Origin of the sequence: Roseofilum capinflatum BLCC-M114, from assembly GCF_030068505.1 — a bacterium.
Lineage (GTDB): Bacteria > Cyanobacteriota > Cyanobacteriia > Cyanobacteriales > Desertifilaceae > Roseofilum > Roseofilum capinflatum.
Map to the genome: position 1 here is coordinate 13,785 of NZ_JAQOSO010000025.1, position 17,086 is coordinate 30,870.

At 47.7% G+C, this 17,086-nt stretch carries 15 protein-coding genes and 1 other RNA gene; 9 read left to right on the forward strand and 7 right to left on the reverse strand.

Features of this window, described 5'->3' with window-relative positions; translation table 11 throughout:
• The first annotated feature begins 190 nt into the window (after positions 1-190).
• Both PMG25_RS05910 and PMG25_RS05915 read left to right on the forward strand, forming a co-directional pair.
• The gene (locus PMG25_RS05910) at positions 191-1,195 is read left to right on the forward strand and encodes a sensor histidine kinase (protein WP_283765979.1); all 1,005 of its coding nucleotides are present in this window, start codon (positions 191-193) and stop codon (positions 1,193-1,195) included.
• Positions 1,196-1,242: 47 nt separating this feature from the next.
• A complete protein-coding gene (locus PMG25_RS05915) occupies positions 1,243-2,916 on the forward strand; it encodes an ABC1 kinase family protein (RefSeq protein ID WP_283765980.1) in 1,674 nt (557 codons plus the stop codon).
• A 27-nt stretch (positions 2,917-2,943) separates the two neighbouring features.
• Here PMG25_RS05915 and rnpB read toward each other — a convergent pair.
• Both rnpB and PMG25_RS05925 read right to left on the reverse strand, forming a co-directional pair.
• Positions 2,944-3,325: RNase P RNA component class A (gene rnpB / locus PMG25_RS05920), an RNA gene on the reverse strand.
• 22 nt (positions 3,326-3,347) lie between these two features.
• A complete protein-coding gene (locus PMG25_RS05925; RefSeq protein WP_283765981.1) occupies positions 3,348-3,602 on the reverse strand; it encodes a hypothetical protein in 255 nt (84 codons plus the stop codon).
• Between the two features lie 151 nt (positions 3,603-3,753).
• Here PMG25_RS05925 and PMG25_RS05930 point away from each other — a divergent pair, with 151 nt between their 5' ends.
• Complete coding sequence (locus PMG25_RS05930) at positions 3,754-5,760, forward strand: NAD(P)/FAD-dependent oxidoreductase (RefSeq protein WP_283765982.1); 2,007 nt, start codon at positions 3,754-3,756, stop codon at positions 5,758-5,760.
• Positions 5,761-5,847: 87 nt separating this feature from the next.
• Here PMG25_RS05930 and chlP read toward each other — a convergent pair whose 3' ends face one another.
• Positions 5,848-7,068, reverse strand: a complete 1,221-nt coding sequence (chlP, locus tag PMG25_RS05935; protein ID WP_283765983.1) for a geranylgeranyl reductase — start codon at positions 7,066-7,068, stop codon at positions 5,848-5,850.
• Between the two features lie 251 nt (positions 7,069-7,319).
• Here chlP and PMG25_RS05940 point away from each other — a divergent pair, with 251 nt between their 5' ends.
• The 3 genes from PMG25_RS05940 (at position 7,320) to PMG25_RS05950 (ending at position 10,165) form a co-directional block, all read left to right on the forward strand.
• Complete coding sequence (locus tag PMG25_RS05940) at positions 7,320-8,162, forward strand: lysophospholipid acyltransferase family protein (protein WP_283765984.1); 843 nt, start codon at positions 7,320-7,322, stop codon at positions 8,160-8,162.
• Positions 8,163-8,305: 143 nt separating this feature from the next.
• Positions 8,306-9,322, forward strand: a complete 1,017-nt coding sequence (locus PMG25_RS05945) for a ribose-phosphate pyrophosphokinase (protein ID WP_283765985.1) — start codon at positions 8,306-8,308, stop codon at positions 9,320-9,322.
• Positions 9,323-9,514: 192 nt separating this feature from the next.
• A complete protein-coding gene (locus tag PMG25_RS05950; RefSeq protein WP_283765986.1) occupies positions 9,515-10,165 on the forward strand; it encodes a Uma2 family endonuclease in 651 nt (216 codons plus the stop codon).
• An 87-nt stretch (positions 10,166-10,252) separates the two neighbouring features.
• Here the strand turns inward: PMG25_RS05950 and PMG25_RS05955 are convergent, their stop codons facing one another.
• The 4 genes from PMG25_RS05955 to PMG25_RS05970 form a co-directional block, all read right to left on the reverse strand.
• Positions 10,253-10,684, reverse strand: coding sequence for an NUDIX hydrolase (locus PMG25_RS05955; RefSeq protein ID WP_283765987.1), 432 nt, complete (start codon positions 10,682-10,684; stop codon positions 10,253-10,255).
• Positions 10,685-10,692: 8 nt separating this feature from the next.
• Positions 10,693-11,136 carry a DUF3531 family protein gene (locus PMG25_RS05960; RefSeq protein ID WP_283765988.1) on the reverse strand — a complete coding sequence of 148 codons (444 nt, stop codon included), beginning with the start codon at positions 11,134-11,136 and terminating at the stop codon, positions 10,693-10,695.
• Positions 11,137-11,138: 2 nt separating this feature from the next.
• A complete protein-coding gene (gene ftsY / locus PMG25_RS05965) occupies positions 11,139-12,674 on the reverse strand; it encodes a signal recognition particle-docking protein FtsY (RefSeq protein ID WP_283765989.1) in 1,536 nt (511 codons plus the stop codon).
• A gap of 98 nt (positions 12,675-12,772) precedes the next feature.
• On the reverse strand, positions 12,773-14,059 hold the full coding sequence (locus PMG25_RS05970) for an ABC transporter substrate-binding protein (protein ID WP_347178754.1): 1,287 nt from the start codon (positions 14,057-14,059) through the stop codon (positions 12,773-12,775).
• 164 nt (positions 14,060-14,223) lie between these two features.
• Here PMG25_RS05970 and pilM point away from each other — a divergent pair, with 164 nt between their 5' ends.
• From pilM to PMG25_RS05985, 3 genes are read left to right on the forward strand one after another with little or no spacing between them, the layout of a single operon-like run.
• Positions 14,224-15,333, forward strand: coding sequence for a type IV pilus assembly protein PilM (gene pilM, locus PMG25_RS05975; protein WP_430540868.1), 1,110 nt, complete (start codon positions 14,224-14,226; stop codon positions 15,331-15,333).
• A 12-nt stretch (positions 15,334-15,345) separates the two neighbouring features.
• Positions 15,346-16,146, forward strand: coding sequence for a PilN domain-containing protein (locus tag PMG25_RS05980; protein WP_283765991.1), 801 nt, complete (start codon positions 15,346-15,348; stop codon positions 16,144-16,146).
• Positions 16,146-16,859, forward strand: coding sequence for a hypothetical protein (locus PMG25_RS05985; protein WP_283765992.1), 714 nt, complete (start codon positions 16,146-16,148; stop codon positions 16,857-16,859). The genes PMG25_RS05980 and PMG25_RS05985 overlap by 1 nt, the downstream gene beginning before the upstream one ends.
• Positions 16,860-17,086 lie beyond the last annotated feature (227 nt).

Sequence of the window (17,086 nt, forward strand, 5' to 3'; positions counted from 1 at the left end):
TGGATTAGAAATCTTCCCCAATGGATTAAAGAATTAGAGTTAGTTTCAACCCTTTTCTATTCGCCATTGAGCCATAGATATCTGATTCGATCTTAACCCTTTTACGGTTTTTTTCACTGATTCTTCATCAATCTGGGGGTACAACACCATGATGCCACACAATGTTCTGAAAGCAAGGGAAAACACGGATATGAATTGTACCCTTAAGGTGAACTCCACCCATTATAACCTACCCTATCTCTTAAAATCTCTTGATGCTTGTCCTCCAGAGTGGAATCATGATATGGAAAATCATAACGTAGACTGGGAGATGGCATCACTAGAAACTGACGCTTCTGTATCCCATGCGGGGCCAGCCATGTCCCAGAGGTTGCGCCAAGTCCAGGTCTTAGTCGCTGAACGCACAGCCCAACTGGAATTAAGCCTCAAGGTGCAGGCGAAACTCTATGAACAAACTCGCCGCCAGGTGGAAGAACTGCGTCATCTTAATGAACTAAAAGATGAATTTTTAAGTACCATTAGTCATGAATTGCGGACTCCTTTAACCAGCATGAGCTTGGCGATCCGGATGTTACGTCAACCGGGAATTTCGCCCGATCGCCAACAAAAATATCTGGAAATTTTAGAGAGCCAATGCCAACAGGAAATCCATCTGATCAATGACTTACTAGCCCTGCAAGAATTGGAAGAACAGACGGTGGACATGGAGCGTCAAGCCTTGGAACTGCAAGGGCTGATGGATAACATGACCGCCGGATTTGAGAGTCAATGGAGCCATAAGCAGTTGACTTTAGACCTAGAAATCGCCCCAGACGTGAAAACCGTGGAAACAGAACCCGAAAGCCTCAAGCGCATTCTGGCAGAACTATTAACCAATGCGGGCAAATTCTCTGATGTCCAGACTCAGGTGAAGATCGCCGTCGAACCCTATCACGCAGAGGGGATAGAGGGGGTGCAAGTGGCGATCGCCAATCAAGGAATAGGCATTGAGGAGCAGGAATTACCAGAAATTTTCCATAAATTCCGTCGTGGAACAGGAATCACCGATCGGGCGATCGCCGGAACCGGTTTAGGTCTAGCCCTGGTGAAAGCTTTAGTGGAACAATTAGGAGGAACCATTACCGTCAGCAGTCAGCCCCTAAACTCTCGATCCTCCTGGGAAACTTGTTTTACGCTTATCCTTCCCCAGAGTTAATGCTAGGCTGTGATAGCGGTTGTGAATCTTAACGGGTAACCCCCAGAATGCTCAAAATTACTCAACCTCGATCCCGGCGCTGGCAACAACTCACCTATTCTCCCGTCATCCGTCAAATTCAAGTTTTTTTGGCGGCCTTTCGCTTCATTGCTCTGTTGCTCTGGGATCGCTGGCGCGGGGGGCCCTCTTCCGCCCTCAAACGTAAACGAGCTAGGGGTTTGGTGAAAACCCTGCTTAAACTAGGGCCCACGTTTATTAAAATCGGTCAATCTCTCTCCACCAGAGCGGATCTCCTGCCTACGGAATATGTAGAAGCCCTGGAACAACTGCAAGATCAAGTTCCTGCTTTCAACCCAGAAACGGCGATCGCCATTATCGAACTCGAACTTGCCGCATCTGTGGGCGCAATTTTCCAAGACTTTGACCCCATTCCCCTCGCGGCTGCCAGTCTCGGCCAAGTCCATCGCGCCACCCTCCACACCCAGGAAGAAGTGGTGATCAAAGTTCAACGTCCTGGTTTAAGAGCATTATTTGATGTGGATGCTAAAGCCATTTATCGAGCCATCCAAGTCACCGAACTCCTGTTTGCCTGGACGCGCAAGTATGAACTGCGAACCATCTATAATGAATTTTTTCGCATTCTCTATCAAGAAATTGACTATAAACAAGAAGCCTTAAATGCAGACCGCTTTCAGCAAAACTTTGCCAACTATCCCGAAATTATTGTTCCCCGCATTTATTGGCGCTACACCACCCAAAAAGTGTTAACGATTGAATATTTACCCGGTATTAAAGTCGATAATCGGGAAGCCCTGATTGCCTGCGGTTTAGATCCTCAGAAAATTAATCAAATTGGCATTTGTTGTTATCTCAAGCAACTCCTCTTAGATGGTTTTTTCCAGGCCGATCCCCATCCCGGTAATTTAGCGGTAACCTCCAAAGGGCAACTGATTTTCTATGATTTTGGCATGATGGGGGAAATTCAGTCTTTAGCTAAAGACCAAATGATCCGCAATTTTTTTGCTGTCTTACGCAAAGATACGGATGAGGTAGTCGAGACCCTAATCAACATGGGATTAATTGAACCCATGGCCGATATGACCCCTGTGCGCCGCTTGATTACGTTTTTGTTGGATCGGTTTACGGAACGGCCGGTGAATTTCCGCGAGTTTACTTTAATTAAGGATGAACTCTATACCATGTTTGAGCAGCAACCGTTCCGCTTACCCGCCGAGATGACGTTTGTGTTAAAAGCTCTCACAACTCTTGATGGTATCGCCCGCATTTTAGACCCAGAATATAATTTAGCGGCTTCTTCTCAACCCTTTATTCGGGAAGTCACCGCAGGAAAAGGGACAAGATATTTAGTGGGGGAAACTCTACGACAGGTGAAGTTGTGGGTGCAGTCTCCTTTTGAAAAACCAACGGTTACCGATCAATGGTTTGAACAGTTAGAAAAACGGATGGAAACCGGAGACTTAGCGTTTTCTGTGAGGGCTAAAGAGAGCGATCGTCTCTTAGAGTCTCTCAGCTTAGGACTACAAAGCTTACTCTATCTCTATGGGGCTGGCTTTACCTTGATTTCTAGTAGTATCCTGTTTGTCGGTCAATTTTCAGGATGGGCGATCGCTCTCCTGTGTGGATCGGGCGTGTTTATCATCTTTTGTGTGCGATCGATCTTCCGTCTCTCTGTACGCAACCGCCTCAACCGCATATCTTAAACCCAACCTATTTCCTGATACAAAAAGAGGGAAAAGTAAGTCATAAGCCGGATTCTGTTCTCCAAGATCTGCTATGAGAGCTTGGGGGGAATTATCTATCTGGGATATGGGTTACCCCATACCTCTAGCGGTTTCATTATGCTGGAACCGGTAAAAGACCAACCTTAGTTCCATCTGCCTTGCTCCCAACCGGGGTTTACCGAGCCAGTACCTCTCGATACTGCTGGTGCGCTCTTACCGCACCCTTGCACCCTTACCTGTGTGCTTGATGCACCATCGGCGGTATGTTTCTGTGGCACTCTCCTCACGATCGCTCGCACTGGGCGTTACCCAGCAAGTCTGGTCTTTCGGGAGTCCGGACTTTCCTCAGATCGAGTTCTCCCGATCTGCAACTCCCTCCCTTACTTTTCCCTGTTCTTAGTGTATCTAAATTAGGGTCTGCGATCCGAGGTTCCTAATTCTAAATGCCAGGCATCTGCCAGCACATGACTTAACCAACTGCGTTGAGAAGCATCTAAAAAGCCATCATCGGCTAAGATTTCTTCTCTGAGATCCTCTAAGGATTGACCTTGGGAACGGGAAATCTTAATCACTCCGGCGATCGCTGCCGCCACCAACTCCTCATCTACAGGCTTGTGGCGCAACGCTATGATATCTTGAGAATGCTCTGGAATTGGGTAGTTCATCGTTATCTGAATCGGTTTAACCTCAATTGAAGGGATAATGAGAATAATGTAAACTTTTGTAACATTATTATAATCACGTAACCGCGATTATAACACATTTTTTGTTTTTGTCAAGACTGGTTTTGTATTTTTAAGCCCTCCTTCAGAATCCATGCAAGAACTCCTCTATTTAGAAATCCCCCAACCCGATACCTCTGCTGTGCGTACTTGGTTACAGCAACACTACGACCCCCCCATCGGGGAGAAGTTCCTCACTGCCGATGGTCTCAGGCTCCATTTCCCTCAACGAGACCCCCTGTCCCTGTTCGTTTGGTCAGTACAGCGCACCACTTATCTAAAACTCTTCCGTTGGTCAAACACGCCCATTCCCCAAGAGGGCAGAGTGATTAATCACCTCAAAAACCAGCTCCAGCGACAATTCCCCCACGAATACCCGGAACCTCCAGAAATCGACCTCTCCAAACAGTCCATTTTTGAAGCCTTAGCCCCCTATTATCCGCAAACGGTGCGCTATTTCCAGAAAATGCCCAGGGGAGAATACGACCTAAACCGGGTATATTGGTGGGAAAAACGATGGCGGGAAAATGTGCGAAATCCCCAAATTCCTAGCCCAGTCATTCGCCCGTTGCAAACCCCTTTATCGGCAGAGAATACTTACGATTTAATTTATATCGGCGGTGCATTGGGAGCTATCCATTCCGCAGTCATGGCAGCGCGAGGCTATCGGGTGTTATTGATTGAGCGTTTGCCCTATGGTCGCATGAATCGGGAATGGAATATTTCTAGGGATGAATTTGCTCGATTAATTGAGTTAGGCTTGTTTACGGAAGATGAGTTTGAAGACTTAATTGCACGGGAATATGTAGATGGATTTAATAAGTTTTTCGATAGCAATAATCCGGAGCATCTGAGAGCTAAAGTCTTGCACACGCCTAAAGTGTTGAATATTGCCATGGCTTCCGATAAGCTGTTGGGCAGTTGCGGCGAAAAATTACGGCAAGCGGGGGGCGAAATTCGGGATGAAACGGAATTTCAATATGCGGAAGTGGCCGACAATGGGGTGAGGTTGACCTTAAAGCATTTGGGCACTGGGGAAACATCTCAAGTGCAAGGGCGGCTGCTGATTGATGCTATGGGGACAGCTTCGCCCATTGCCTGGCAGTTGAATGGAAATCGGGCATTTGATAGTGTTTGTCCCACCGTGGGCGCGATGATTGATGGCGGGTTTGAACCGGGAGTTTGGGATTCTGATTATGGGGATGTTTTGAATAGCCATGGGGATGTTTCTAGGGGACGGCAGTTGATTTGGGAGTTATTCCCTGGGGCGGGTCAAGAGTTAACGTTTTATCTGTTCCACTATCATCAAGTGCATCCCGATAATCCGGGTTCTTTGCTGGAAATGTATGAGGACTTTTTTACGATTTTGCCGGAGTATCGACGCTGCGATCTGGATCAATTGGTGTGGAAAAAGCCGACTTTTGGCTATATTCCGGGACATTTTAGTTTAGGTAATAGCGATCGCATTATAGCGGCCGATCGCGTCTTGGCCATTGGTGATGCGGCCTCCCTCCAGTCTCCCTTGGTGTTTACTGGGTTTGGCTCCTTGGTGCGTAACCTTCCCCGGTTAACTGCTCTGCTAGATGTGGCGCTCAAGTACGATCTACTGAGCAGTCAACATCTAGCCGCCATTCGTGCCTATCAAGATAATACCGCCGTCACCTGGCTCTTTTCTAAGGGGATGATGGTTCCCACCCATCGCCATATTCAACCCCAGCTCATTAACTCCATGCTGAATACGTTTTTCGGGTTATTGGCCGATGAACCGCCAGAAGTGGCGGATACTTTTATCAAGGATCGCACCACTTGGCTGTTATTTAACCGGTTAGCCTTAAAAGCAGCCTTCAAAAATCCTGCCTTACTCCTGTGGATCTGGGACTTAGCGGGAGCCAAGGATCTGTTGCGCTGGTTATCGACCTATGGCAGTTTTACCACGAAGGCTTTTATTCACGCCCTGTTACGTCCCTGGTTTCCCCAGTTTACTCGATGGTGTGCGGGATGGATGGGCGATCGCTATCCGGGATTATGGCTCAAGATTTTAAGCTTAAACTATAGTCTCTCTGGCAATTGGGGGCAAGCGATTCAAGATTTGGGCGATTGATGAAAAAATCCTCCCTCATGTAGAGGGAGGATTCGATATAATCTTTATTCTAATCGGTGATTACTACAGTATGTCACCTTACAGCACTTAAGGAGCTAGGGCATTACCCCGGAGCAAGCTACCAATGGTTTTAGCCGTAATCTTCATTTGTACTAAAGGATTGGCAGGAACCACGGTTTTGTACAAGTAGCTGTCAAAGGTGAGCCGTTGTACATCTTTGTCCGAACACATCTCTACAAAGGCTTCGCGGGTGGCATCGGTGCGATAGAAGACCTGTTGCAGGATATCGAGTACCTTGTAGGTCAAACCATATTTCTTATCCCAGCGTTGGAGGTAAACCTTGAGGTCTTCTTCCGTGGGAATGCGTTGACCATTGTTAGAAAACTCGACGATCGCCTCCGCGCACATGCGACCGGATTTAGCCGCAAAGTAGATCCCTTCTCCGGAAGATTTAGTTACCGTTCCTGCTGCATCACCGACAAGGGCAACTCGACCGCGTACCCGGTGAGGACGGGGATGTTCGGGGATGGGGTGAGCTTCAACTTTAATGATTTCTCCACCCACCAAGCGTTTGGCTGCCCGGGCCCGAATTCCGGCTTGTAGTTGTTTAATTTTGGCTTGGTTCACTTTCATGGTTCCCGTTCCCACGGCCACATGGTCGTATTTCGGGAATACCCAAGCGTAGAAGTCTGGGGATACATCGTCTCCGACATACATTTCCGCCAGGTCTTCATAGTAATTCATCAGATGGTCAGGGAGACGGATACGCTCTTGGAAGGCGATCGCATAATTATAGTCTCCTGCTTTAATCGCTTTAGCGACCCTGGAGTTGGCCCCATCTGCACCGACTACCACATCCACCTGGAGGGTTTTGGCGACTCCCACCGTACCTCCCTGAGAATGGTCACTATAGTGCAGGGTGTAGGGATCTGTACTATTGGTCGGAAGTTCGAGTTTATGAACCGTGCCGTTAATTAAAGTCGCGCCGAGTTCAGCCGCGCGATCGCGCATGAAGCCATCTAGCACTTCCCGGCGACACATACCAATATACTCGTCGTTCCGGTCTAAATTAATATCGACTTCTCTGTTCGACGGTGAGATCATTTTCATTTTTCTCACGCGCCGGTCAATAATCTGGGGGGGTAAGTCAAATTCACTTACCATACAGAGGGGAATCGCTCCACCGCAGGGTTTCGCGTTGTCTAGCTTACGCTCAAACAGATAGGTTTCAATCCCTGCCTTTGCTAGGGTCTCAGCAGTGCTTGAACCTGCTGGCCCCGATCCAACTACAGCAACCCTTATACCCAAAGGTTTTCTCCACAATCGTTACACAACACGAATGGAATCGTATCACTTTCTGGGAATTTTCTGGGCCACTTACGGCTGAATGTAACTAAACTGAAACAGACCTTAACACAATGATACGAACTTAGTGAGGACAGCTATGGTTAGCATAAGACTCTGCTGTATAAACTTAAGTTGACAGAGATCAAAAGAGTGGTTAAAGATGAAGATTTGACCCGCGTCCCCTAGGATGCGATCGCCGCTCTGAACCCCCCATGACCAACAATCTGCATCAAAAACCAGGAGATGGATGGTCTCTAGACGAACGAAACCCCGAAGTGATTGAATCCTGGATGTCGATTTGGGGCTGGTTGTATGATTACTATTTTCGGGTGCAAACGGAGGGTTGGCATCAGATTCCCACCGATGAACCCGTCCTGATTGTTGGCTCCCATAACGGCGGTTTAGCCTCTCCAGACATGGTAATGATGATTTATGACTGGTTTCGTCATTTTGGCACACAGCGCCTGGTTTACGGACTAACGCACCCCCATATCTGGACGATCAACCCCCGTGTCGCCCAGGAAGTGGTCGCCCTTGGAGCCATTCGAGCCAACCCAAAAATGGCGATCGCCGCCTTCCAAAAAGGAGCCAGCGTCCTCGTCTATCCCGGAGGAGCGCAAGACGTTTTCCGTCCCTATTCCCAACGCCATAAAATCGAATTGGCCGGCCGTAAAGGATTTATTAAACTCGCCCTGCGGCAAAACGTGCCCATCGTCCCCGCCATTTCCTACGGGGCCCACGATACCCTCATGGTTCTCGGCGATATCTATCCCCTGATGAAACAGCTCCATGAATGGGGACTCCCTTGGCTCTATAACCTCGATCCGGAAGTCTTCCCCATCTATCTCGGACTGCCCTGGGGTATTGCTTTTGGCCCCCTACCCCACATTCCCCTACCCATCCAGGTTCATACCCGCATCTGTAAACCCATCCGGTTTGACCGGCACGGACGCAAAGCAGCCCGCGATCGCTATTATGTCGATCAATGCTATCAGGTTGTACAAACCACAATGCAAGCCGAACTCGATCGCCTGATTTCCAGCATCAATCCTTAACCCAGCCCTAATCCCAAATTCTCCCTTAGTTAACCCCATAATCAGGTTTTTGGGCTATTTCTCCCCCCTCTTTAATCGCTCAATCATAAACTTTTCATAAAAAATACATAATAATAACCCAATTTCTAGTGATAAGATCGCCAATGAGTGCGCTTCGAGGGTTTGTCGTGATCCGTTCTGCGACTTTGGCGATTCAGCCAACGCTACCATCTGTCAATGAAAATAACCGCCTTCGGTTATTTGCTGGCTCTGCTAACTTACTTTTGGCTCAAGAAGTCGCCCGCTATCTGGGGGTAGATTTAGGGCCAATGGTTCGTAAACGGTTCGCTGATGGCGAACTTTATGTTCAAATACAAGAGTCTATTCGCGGTTGCGATGTTTATTTAATTCAACCGTCTAGTTCCCCGGTCAACGACCATTTAATGGAATTGTTGATCATGATAGACGCTTGTCGTCGAGCATCTGCCCGCCAAATTACAGCCGTTATCCCCTACTATGGTTATGCCAGAGCTGACCGTAAAACAGCCGGTCGTGAATCAATTACCGCTAAATTAGTGGCGAATTTGATTACCGAAGCTGGAGCCAGTCGCGTCCTAGCCATGGATTTACATTCTGCCCAGATCCAAGGCTATTTTGATATCCCCTGTGACCATGTTTATGGTTCTCCCGTTTTAATTGATTATCTTTTAAGTAAGCAATTACCCGATCTGGTCGTAGTTTCTCCGGATGTCGGTGGAGTCGCTAGAGCAAGAGCATTTGCCAAAAAACTCAATGATGCGCCCTTAGCGATTATTGATAAGCGCCGTCAAGCTCACAATGTGGCCGAAGTTCTGAATCTAATTGGAGATGTGGAAGGCAAAACGGCTGTATTAGTCGATGACATGATTGATACCGCCGGAACCATTTCCGAAGGGGCGAGAATGCTGCGCCAAAAAGGTGCAAGACAGGTTTATGCTTGCGCGACCCATGCGGTTTTTTCCCATCCAGCCGTTGAACGTCTCTCTAGTGGCGTATTGGAAGAGGTGATTGTTACGAATACGATTCAATTACCTGAAGCTAAACATTTTCCCCAACTGCGAGTGCTGTCTGTGGCGAATTTAGTGGGGGAAACCATTTGGCGCATCCATGAGGATAGTTCCGTCAGTAGTATGTTCCGATAAGTCTGGTAGGGGCGAAATAGGTTTCGCCCCTAGAGATAGGTTAAAAATTTTGGGGGAACCCCTAAAAGTTTGGTCTCGATCTTGATCATAGCCTTCTGAGAGGAACAAGCGATCGCGGGCGTTTCCCCAATACTATTAAAATGTGAAGGTAAAATGTGAAGGTTATGCTCAATCCATTTGAGGAACTCCACCATGTATGCGGTTATTTCTAATGACGAAATTCAACTGCCACCAGGCAGTGTGGTGCGGCTACCGGGAACCTGGCAAGAGTATCAAACCTTATGCGATCGCCGGGGGGACGGTTCCATTCCCCGCATTAAATATCATTCTGGAGAAGTCTTCCTCATGTCTCCCTTGGCAAAACATGGACGAGATGCCAGTCTTATCGCAGACCTGATCAAAGTGTTGCTGGATTGGACAGGGCGCGAATATGATGCCTTTACCCCAGTGACGATGCAACTGCCAGAAGAAAGTGGCATCGAGCCGGACTATTGTTTTTATATTGACCATTGGCAAGCTGTTTCAGGTAAGGAACGGATTGATTGGCTCCATGATCCCCCACCAGATTTGGTATTGGAAATTGATGTCACCAGTTATTCAGATGCCCAGGATTATCTGCCCTATCGAGTGCCAGAAGTTTGGTTATTTCGTAACCAAAAACTCTTGATTTACCAACTTCAAGGAAATGAGTATAGTGTTCAATCCCAAAGCCAATATTTCCCAGAGGTAAACCTTGCGGATGTGGTTGCCCAATGTTTGACCCTTGCTTATCAGCGAAACACCAGCACAGCAATTCGTAACTTGAAGCAACAGTTGGTTGACATAGATCAAAAGAGCAGTTAAAGATCGAGACTTGAATATATCCCTCTTCTTTCACTCTGGGAAAATTAAAATCGAAACCCAATCCTAAAACTTAGTCCAGGTACGATACTAGAGATAGGCTAAAAATTCTGCGGGAACAACTCGCACTTCTCCTGATTTACACGCCTCAATATTGACCCAGAGGGCGGTTTTGCTGCGTTTATTTTCGTGGAAGGTAAAGCGGTTTTGCTGATAAAAAGTGGGGTCTACAAATTGGGCGCGATAGAGTTGAATGATTTCGTGACCGGGTTTACTTTGATGAGTAAAAATGCTTTCTATGCAGCCTAAATACTCGATTTCGGTGAGTTCGGCGTTTAATTCTTCCTGAAATTCCCGTTTGAGTGCTTCGCGGGAGGTTTCCCCAAAGTCAACACCCCCCCCTAATGCGCGATAGAAGGTTTGGTCTTTATCTTTATCATAACCTTCGGAGAGGAAGAGGCGATCGCCGTCTCGAATCAGCCCCAGAGCAATAACGCGGATTTTTGGCTTTTTCTTAGACATGATGAGACTTAATATTGCACAAAGGTATCTTGGGTTTCCGGAATCGGCCAATCTGCGTTAACGCCACCAATAACCAAGGTTTCAAGGGCCACGTATTCCTGACTCAGTTGCCGCAAGGCATTAATCAGGATATCGAGAGCCAGAGCATCACTGGTTCCCAGGTCAAACCAACAGCGTCCCCAATTTCCCTGGTATTCTAAGTCTCCCATATTATGCATCAACGCCATCAAGGAGCGATCGGCTTGCTCCCCATCATAGCTCATATAACTCAGTTCTAAACCCTCCTCTTGCACTTGCAGGTTTTCTGCATTAAATCCGCCCAACTTGCCCAAATAATACCAAGCATCAAAGGCTTCTTGCACATACAGCTTTTCTGCATCACTAGGAATTGTATTAAATTCCATCCAGATCCAAACATCGAAGGGATTAAATTCGCGAAAGATAACATTCATAATTATCCACTAATTAAGGCTTCTACAAATTCATAGCTGGAAAAGGGACGTAAATCTTCAATACCTTCTCCTGCACCAATAAAGCGGATGGGTAACCCTAATTGTTGGGAGACGGCGAGGGCAACGCCGCCTTTGGCTGTACCATCTAATTTGGTTAAAACGACTCCACTGAGTTGGGCGACTTCGGCAAACACTTGGGCTTGACGTAAGCCGTTTTGTCCTAGGGTGGCATCTAAAACTAACAGAGATTCTACTTTGGCATCGGGGGCTTTTTTGTCAATAATGCGACGAATTTTACTCAGTTCTTCCATTAAGTTTTTCTTGTTTTGCAGTCGCCCAGCCGTATCCACGAGTAAGAGGTCTATTTTTCTCGATTGTGCGGCGTTGATGGCATCATAAACAACTGCTGCGGGATCTGTATTTTTACCAGGATTGGCAATCACATCTGTGCCGGTTCTTTCTCCCCAAACTTTTACTTGTTCGACGGCGGCGGCTCGGAAGGTGTCGGCTGCACCGATTAAACATTGATAGTCGGATTTTTTGGCTAAGTGCGCTAATTTACCAATGGTGGTGGTTTTGCCTACGCCGTTGACTCCGGTTAACATCCAAATGTTGAGGACATTTTGTTCTGGGGCAAAGGTGGTATCGTAGGCTTGGCCACCGGGATAGTCAAGAATATTACGGAGAAGTTGTTTGAGGTAGGCGATCGCCTGTTCTGGGGGTAAACTTTCCTCGCGCAGCTTGGCTTGTAATTGTTCGATAATGCGATCGGTGGCTTCAACGCCTACATCTGCCTGCAAGAGCAAGGATTCGACTTCTAGAACTGCGTCCTCATTCAGGGGCCCTTGACCGACAACCGCCTTTAATTGATTAATCAATCCGCGCCGGGTTTTCCCTAATCCCTGGCGCAACTGTTGTAACCAATTAATCTCTTCTACGGACACCTCATCCGGTCGTCTGCCTTGCTTGGCGAGTACCTCAGCCGACCAAAGGAAATCTTCATCTAACTCTTCAGGGGCTGGAGAACGACGGGGTTTTGTTTCTGGTTCCGGTTCTTCAACTGCCTTTTCTTTCAGCTCTTCTAACCTCGCTCCCCGCTCTGCTTTGGCTCGCTCTAGGAAGGAGAGAGGCGCTGGCGTGGGTTCGGGTTGCGGTTCCGGTTCACTTTCAATGATGGGTTCCGGTTCGGGCGCTGTTTCTGTTTTGCTCTCAACTACCGGTTCTGGCTCCGGTTCTGGTTCTGGTTCCGGTTCTGAAGGTTCAACCGTAGGTTCTGGTTCTTCAGGTTCTTCCGGGATCACCTCTGCTTCCGGTTCTTCTACTTTCTCCTCAACTTCAGCAGACTTTTGGGCTTCTTGTTGTTGAATATTTTGATAAGCAGCCTTTGCCCAAGCCAGATAATCTACAGCCTCTTGAGTTTTTTCCGCTTCAGCCTGCTCCAGTTGCTCCGGCTCCGGTTGCGGTTCTGGGGCAGGTGCAGGGGTTTCAGAAGGGGACTCAGAGCGATTAAACTGGCGGCGAAACCAATTAAAGACCATAGGATTACGTGCAGATGGTAGGAGGAACAGTGCGATCGCAATCTACAGTGTATCATTGGGCATTCACTAAAGGATAGAAATCTGATTATTGAACTTTCTTAAAAACTGAGGCTATTCCAAGTTTCAGCCGCATCGGATAGTGCTTGATCTACTGTTTTTTCGCCTAACATGGCGGCTTGCAGATTGTCGTAAATGGCTCCTTTTAATTCGGTTAAGCCTTTCATGGCGGGAATGAGGACTTCTGCGGAGTCTAATTGCTGAGAGCTAATTAAGCGGGCTGTTTCTACGGGAGTGGATTGGGAAGTAGATTTGAGTTGGGCTTGATACTCTTGTACGGATTTTACCGTGGAGGGCAAGACATTGGCGGCTTGGGCAAAGGCGAGTTGGTTTTGGGGGTTGGTGACGAAGAGGGCGAATTTGAGGGCGTTTTCGGGTTGAGCGGTTTGACGAGGGATGACTAGGTTCATGACGGCAACGTTGATTTTACCGGTGTTTCCGGTAATTTGGGGGGAACTTTGGGTCACTTCGGCTATGGTGGGGGCGTTGGTGGCGATCGCATTCATAAATTCTGCTCCAGAGAATAATAGCGCCACTTCTCCCGCTTGGTAGAGTTCAATGGCTCGTCGATGTCCCTGGGTTAGCACTTCCCTGGGTAACCAGCCTTTTTGGTATAAATCCACCCAATATTGAAAAGCGGCTTTGCCTTCAGGAGTGTTAAACGCAGCTTTTCCCTGCTCGTCTACTAACGTCACGCCCATTTGTACCAGGGACTCTAGAACCTCCGAGGAATCTTCGGGGACAAAGGTGACAAAAAAGGCGAATTTCCCCGTTTTTTCCTTGACTTGTTGGGCAACTTGGGCTAATTCAGCATAGGTTGTGGGGGATTCGGTAATGCCTGCTGCCTGCAAAATAGACTGATTATGGAGGGTGATCCGGGTGGTGAGATACCAGGGTAAACCAAACGTCATCTCGTTGAGGGTGTTGGCTTTCCAAATACCTGGCAAATAGAGATCGCGATCGCCCTCACTCAGGCTCTCTTCTAGGGGTAACCAAGCTTGACGAGCCGCTAAGGTCGAAGCAAAATTAGGATTCAGATTCACCACATCTGGAGCCGTGCGTGCGGCTACCGCAGTTAAAATTTTACTCTCCATCGCCGCCCAAGGCACATCCACCCAACGAATAGTTACGCCTGGATTTTGCCCCTCAAACTCAGCAATCAGATCGTTAAAATAATCCGTAAACTTGGGTTGCAATTGCATCGTCCAAAACTCCACTTCCCCGGAAGCAGAACGGTTGGGTTGGGGAGCGCCACAACTGATCAGCCAAGTGAGACAAAAGGCGATCGCCATCCAAACCCAAAACGACTTACGACGAAAAGAGAGCATCATAACCCAACCTAAAGAGCAAAGCTATAATTATCAAGCATCTAGGCTCAAGAATCAATTGACCGGTACGTTGAACCCCAATTAAGCTATAACAGGATTATTACCACCTCTTGTCGAAGAAAGAGGCGATCGCCCGACTCCAACTTAGGGAAGCTACTGCTGTGATTGTTCTTGATAAACTTAAAAGTCTAGTCTCAAAACGACCAAAAGGGATTGGAGTCGAATTGACTCCCGAACAGATTAATATTGTTCAAGTCCTGAAAAAGGGTCAAGCCTATAAACTCCAGTCTTTTCATTCCTTAGAAGTGCCCGAAGGCATCTATGAAGACGGACAAATTCTCGATGCTCCTGCCATGGCGGAACTGATTCAAACCTGTTTAGCGGAAAATAAAATAACCGTTAAAAATGCTGCTTCGGCGGTTTCTGGACGAGAAGCCGTTACCCGCCTAATTCCGGTTCCGGCTGAGTTAGATGATAACGAACTGCGGGAAATGGTACTGAACCAGGAAGCGGGATTATATCTCCCATTCCCACGAGAAGAAGCCGATGTAGATTACCAGAAACTCGATCTGATGGTCGATGATGATGGGATTGAAAAAGTACGGGTTTTACTCGTGGCGACCCGCAAAGAAGTCACCGATAATTATATTAATACCTTTGAACAGGCAGGATTGCGGCTGGATGTGTTAGAAATTGGTAGCTTTTCCCTGATTCGTACCATTCGCGAAGAGTTGCGGCAATTTGCCCTAGGGGAAGCGGTGGCGATCGCCAATATAGAATTTGAAGGCACAGAAATCGCGATCGTTGTCGATGGTGTACCCCAATTTTCCCGCACCGTTCCCATCGGAACCCAGCAGATTCAAAATGCCCTCTGTCAAGCCATGAACCTGCCCCCATCCCGCAACCCGGAAATCCTCCAAGGAATGACCATTCCCCTCACTCCTGTCGATAGTGTGCAAACGGGGATGACTGGCTCCAACCCTGGCGCGGCTGCTATGGTAAGAGTATTGGGAGAATTAGCCGATGAACTGCGGCGATCGATTGACTTTTATGTAAACCAAGGGGAAAACCAAGAAGTAGCCCAACTTCTCCTAGCCGGTAGTGGGGCAGGAATCGGTCAATTAGATGAATTTTTAACCCAAAGGCTTAGTGTTCCCACCTCCCAAGTCGATCCCATTGAAGCTCTCTCTTTAGAAGCAGAAATGGAAATCCCTCCCGCCCAGCGACCAGGATTAGGTATCGCCTTGGGTCTAGGCTTACGATATGTGATGTAGAGGTAAAACCCCATGTATGGACTCGATATTAATTTTCTTAAAGATAGACCCGGATATTTAGAAACTCCTTCAACAACCCAAAAAAGTGGAGGTGGTGGTGGAAGTAGCGCTAGTCCCACAGAGGTGCTTCCCATTATCGTGGGTTTAGTGGTGGGATCGGCCGCCGTGGGCGCAATCTTGGGCTGGAAACTATTTATTGTTGACCCCAAAAACGCGGAACTACAAGCGCAGTTAGACGGCATTAACGCCAACATTGAACAACAGGAAGCGAAAACCCAAGAAATTGAGTCAGTACAAGCCCAAACTGAAGCGATTCGGGCCCAAACTTTGGCTCTAGCAACGGTGTTTAACCAGATTAAACCCTGGTCAGCCCTGCTGCAAGAAATCCGCGATCGCGCTCCGGCTACCATCCAAATTAGTAGCGTTGAACAAATAGAGATCGAACTGCCAGATCCCAATGCTCCTCCAGAAACCCCAAACGCAACCATGGATGTAAAAGGGCTACAAATCACTGGAACTGCCCGCAGCTTTGATGATGTCAATGATTTTATGCTGCTGCTAAAAAACTCCGATTTTCTCGGTGGCGACAAAACGGAACTCTTACGGGCAAGTCTGCAATCTAATAACACTCAAGTCGAAGTTCCAGAAGGTAGCGATATCGAAGTAACGCTCCCGGATGTGGTGGCCTTTAATATTGAAACTCCCCTATCCGACAAAGGGGCATCAGAATTAATGGCCCAACTCGAAAGTAAAGGAGCCATTGGATTAGTCAGTCGTATTGAAACACTTAGACAAAAGGGGATTTTAGAATAATGACACTAGCAGGAGATTTAGGAACCGTCGGGGCCGAAGAAGAGAGCAAAGGCGGTAGTCCAATTAATCTAATTATTGGCATCGGCATTGGTGTGGTTGGCTTAGGAATTGCTGGATACTTGTTCATCAGCCAGTTGCGGCCAGCCATGGAGAGAACCAACGAACTGCAAACAGAAGTCAACGATAAACAAATTCAGGTTAAACAAGAGCAAGAACTACAAAATCAGCTTCTGGCAGCTCAGGAAGACCAACAGTTAGCCAAGCAGCAAAGCGAAGAAATTCAGACCCTATTTGCCGATGATGCCGCTCTAGAGACGCTACTGCTGGATATTAATCGCATTCTCAAGGAACGAGGAGTCGAATTAATCCAGTTTGAGCCAGATTCTGAGGGGATCGAATTAGTAGAGGATGGCTCCTTGGGGACAGAAGTCGATGGTAAACTCAGGCGCAGGGGCTACCGCCTCCAATTTTCCGGAACCTTCGATCAGACTCGGTTGGTGTTACTCAATCTTGAGCGTCTGCAACCCTTGTTGGTTATAGAGTCGATGAGAGTAACAGTCGATCCGACTTCCCAAGAGGTACTGTATCAAGGGGGGAGTTTAGTGGCTCAGAATACGCCCACGTTAACGACAGAAATGGAGATTCACGCCCTATTACCGGCTGAATTGCCACCCCCTCCACCCCCAGAAGCGGAAGAAGGAGCTGAAGGTTAAGAGGATTTACAGCGCTTTCCGCTATCGCAGACATGAATGCGCCCTCTGTTGGGGAATGGCAGGGACTTTCCCCTTCTCCCTTCGACTTCGCTCCCTAAATTGTTATGCAAAGTATCGGACTCAAAGTATGGGGTAAGGTGGGCAGGGTTGGTTTGTCGAATTTGAATGATGTCGCGCTCTCCTCCTGCCCACCCTACGATCTTTCACTGTCATAGTTTGTCTCAGTT

What these genes read in the sequence shown, in the direction of transcription:
- PMG25_RS05915 (WP_283765980.1), top strand. Translation starts at nt 1,243, where the DNA reads ATGCTCAAAATTACTCAACCTCGATCCCGGCGCTGGCAACAACTCACC.
- PMG25_RS05945 (WP_283765985.1), top strand. Translation starts at nt 8,306, where the DNA reads ATGAGTGCGCTTCGAGGGTTTGTCGTGATCCGTTCTGCGACTTTGGCG.
- PMG25_RS05910 (WP_283765979.1), top strand. Translation starts at nt 191, where the DNA reads ATGAATTGTACCCTTAAGGTGAACTCCACCCATTATAACCTACCCTAT.
- PMG25_RS05960 (WP_283765988.1), bottom strand. Translation starts at nt 11,136, where the DNA reads ATGAATGTTATCTTTCGCGAATTTAATCCCTTCGATGTTTGGATCTGG.
- PMG25_RS05980 (WP_283765991.1), top strand. Translation starts at nt 15,346, where the DNA reads ATGTATGGACTCGATATTAATTTTCTTAAAGATAGACCCGGATATTTA.
- ftsY (WP_283765989.1), bottom strand. Translation starts at nt 12,674, where the DNA reads ATGGTCTTTAATTGGTTTCGCCGCCAGTTTAATCGCTCTGAGTCCCCT.
- PMG25_RS05950 (WP_283765986.1), top strand. Translation starts at nt 9,515, where the DNA reads ATGTATGCGGTTATTTCTAATGACGAAATTCAACTGCCACCAGGCAGT.
- PMG25_RS05955 (WP_283765987.1), bottom strand. Translation starts at nt 10,684, where the DNA reads ATGTCTAAGAAAAAGCCAAAAATCCGCGTTATTGCTCTGGGGCTGATT.
- PMG25_RS05970 (WP_347178754.1), bottom strand. Translation starts at nt 14,059, where the DNA reads ATGCTCTCTTTTCGTCGTAAGTCGTTTTGGGTTTGGATGGCGATCGCC.
- PMG25_RS05925 (WP_283765981.1), bottom strand. Translation starts at nt 3,602, where the DNA reads ATGAACTACCCAATTCCAGAGCATTCTCAAGATATCATAGCGTTGCGC.
- PMG25_RS05930 (WP_283765982.1), top strand. Translation starts at nt 3,754, where the DNA reads ATGCAAGAACTCCTCTATTTAGAAATCCCCCAACCCGATACCTCTGCT.
- PMG25_RS05940 (WP_283765984.1), top strand. Translation starts at nt 7,320, where the DNA reads ATGACCAACAATCTGCATCAAAAACCAGGAGATGGATGGTCTCTAGAC.
- PMG25_RS05985 (WP_283765992.1), top strand. Translation starts at nt 16,146, where the DNA reads ATGACACTAGCAGGAGATTTAGGAACCGTCGGGGCCGAAGAAGAGAGC.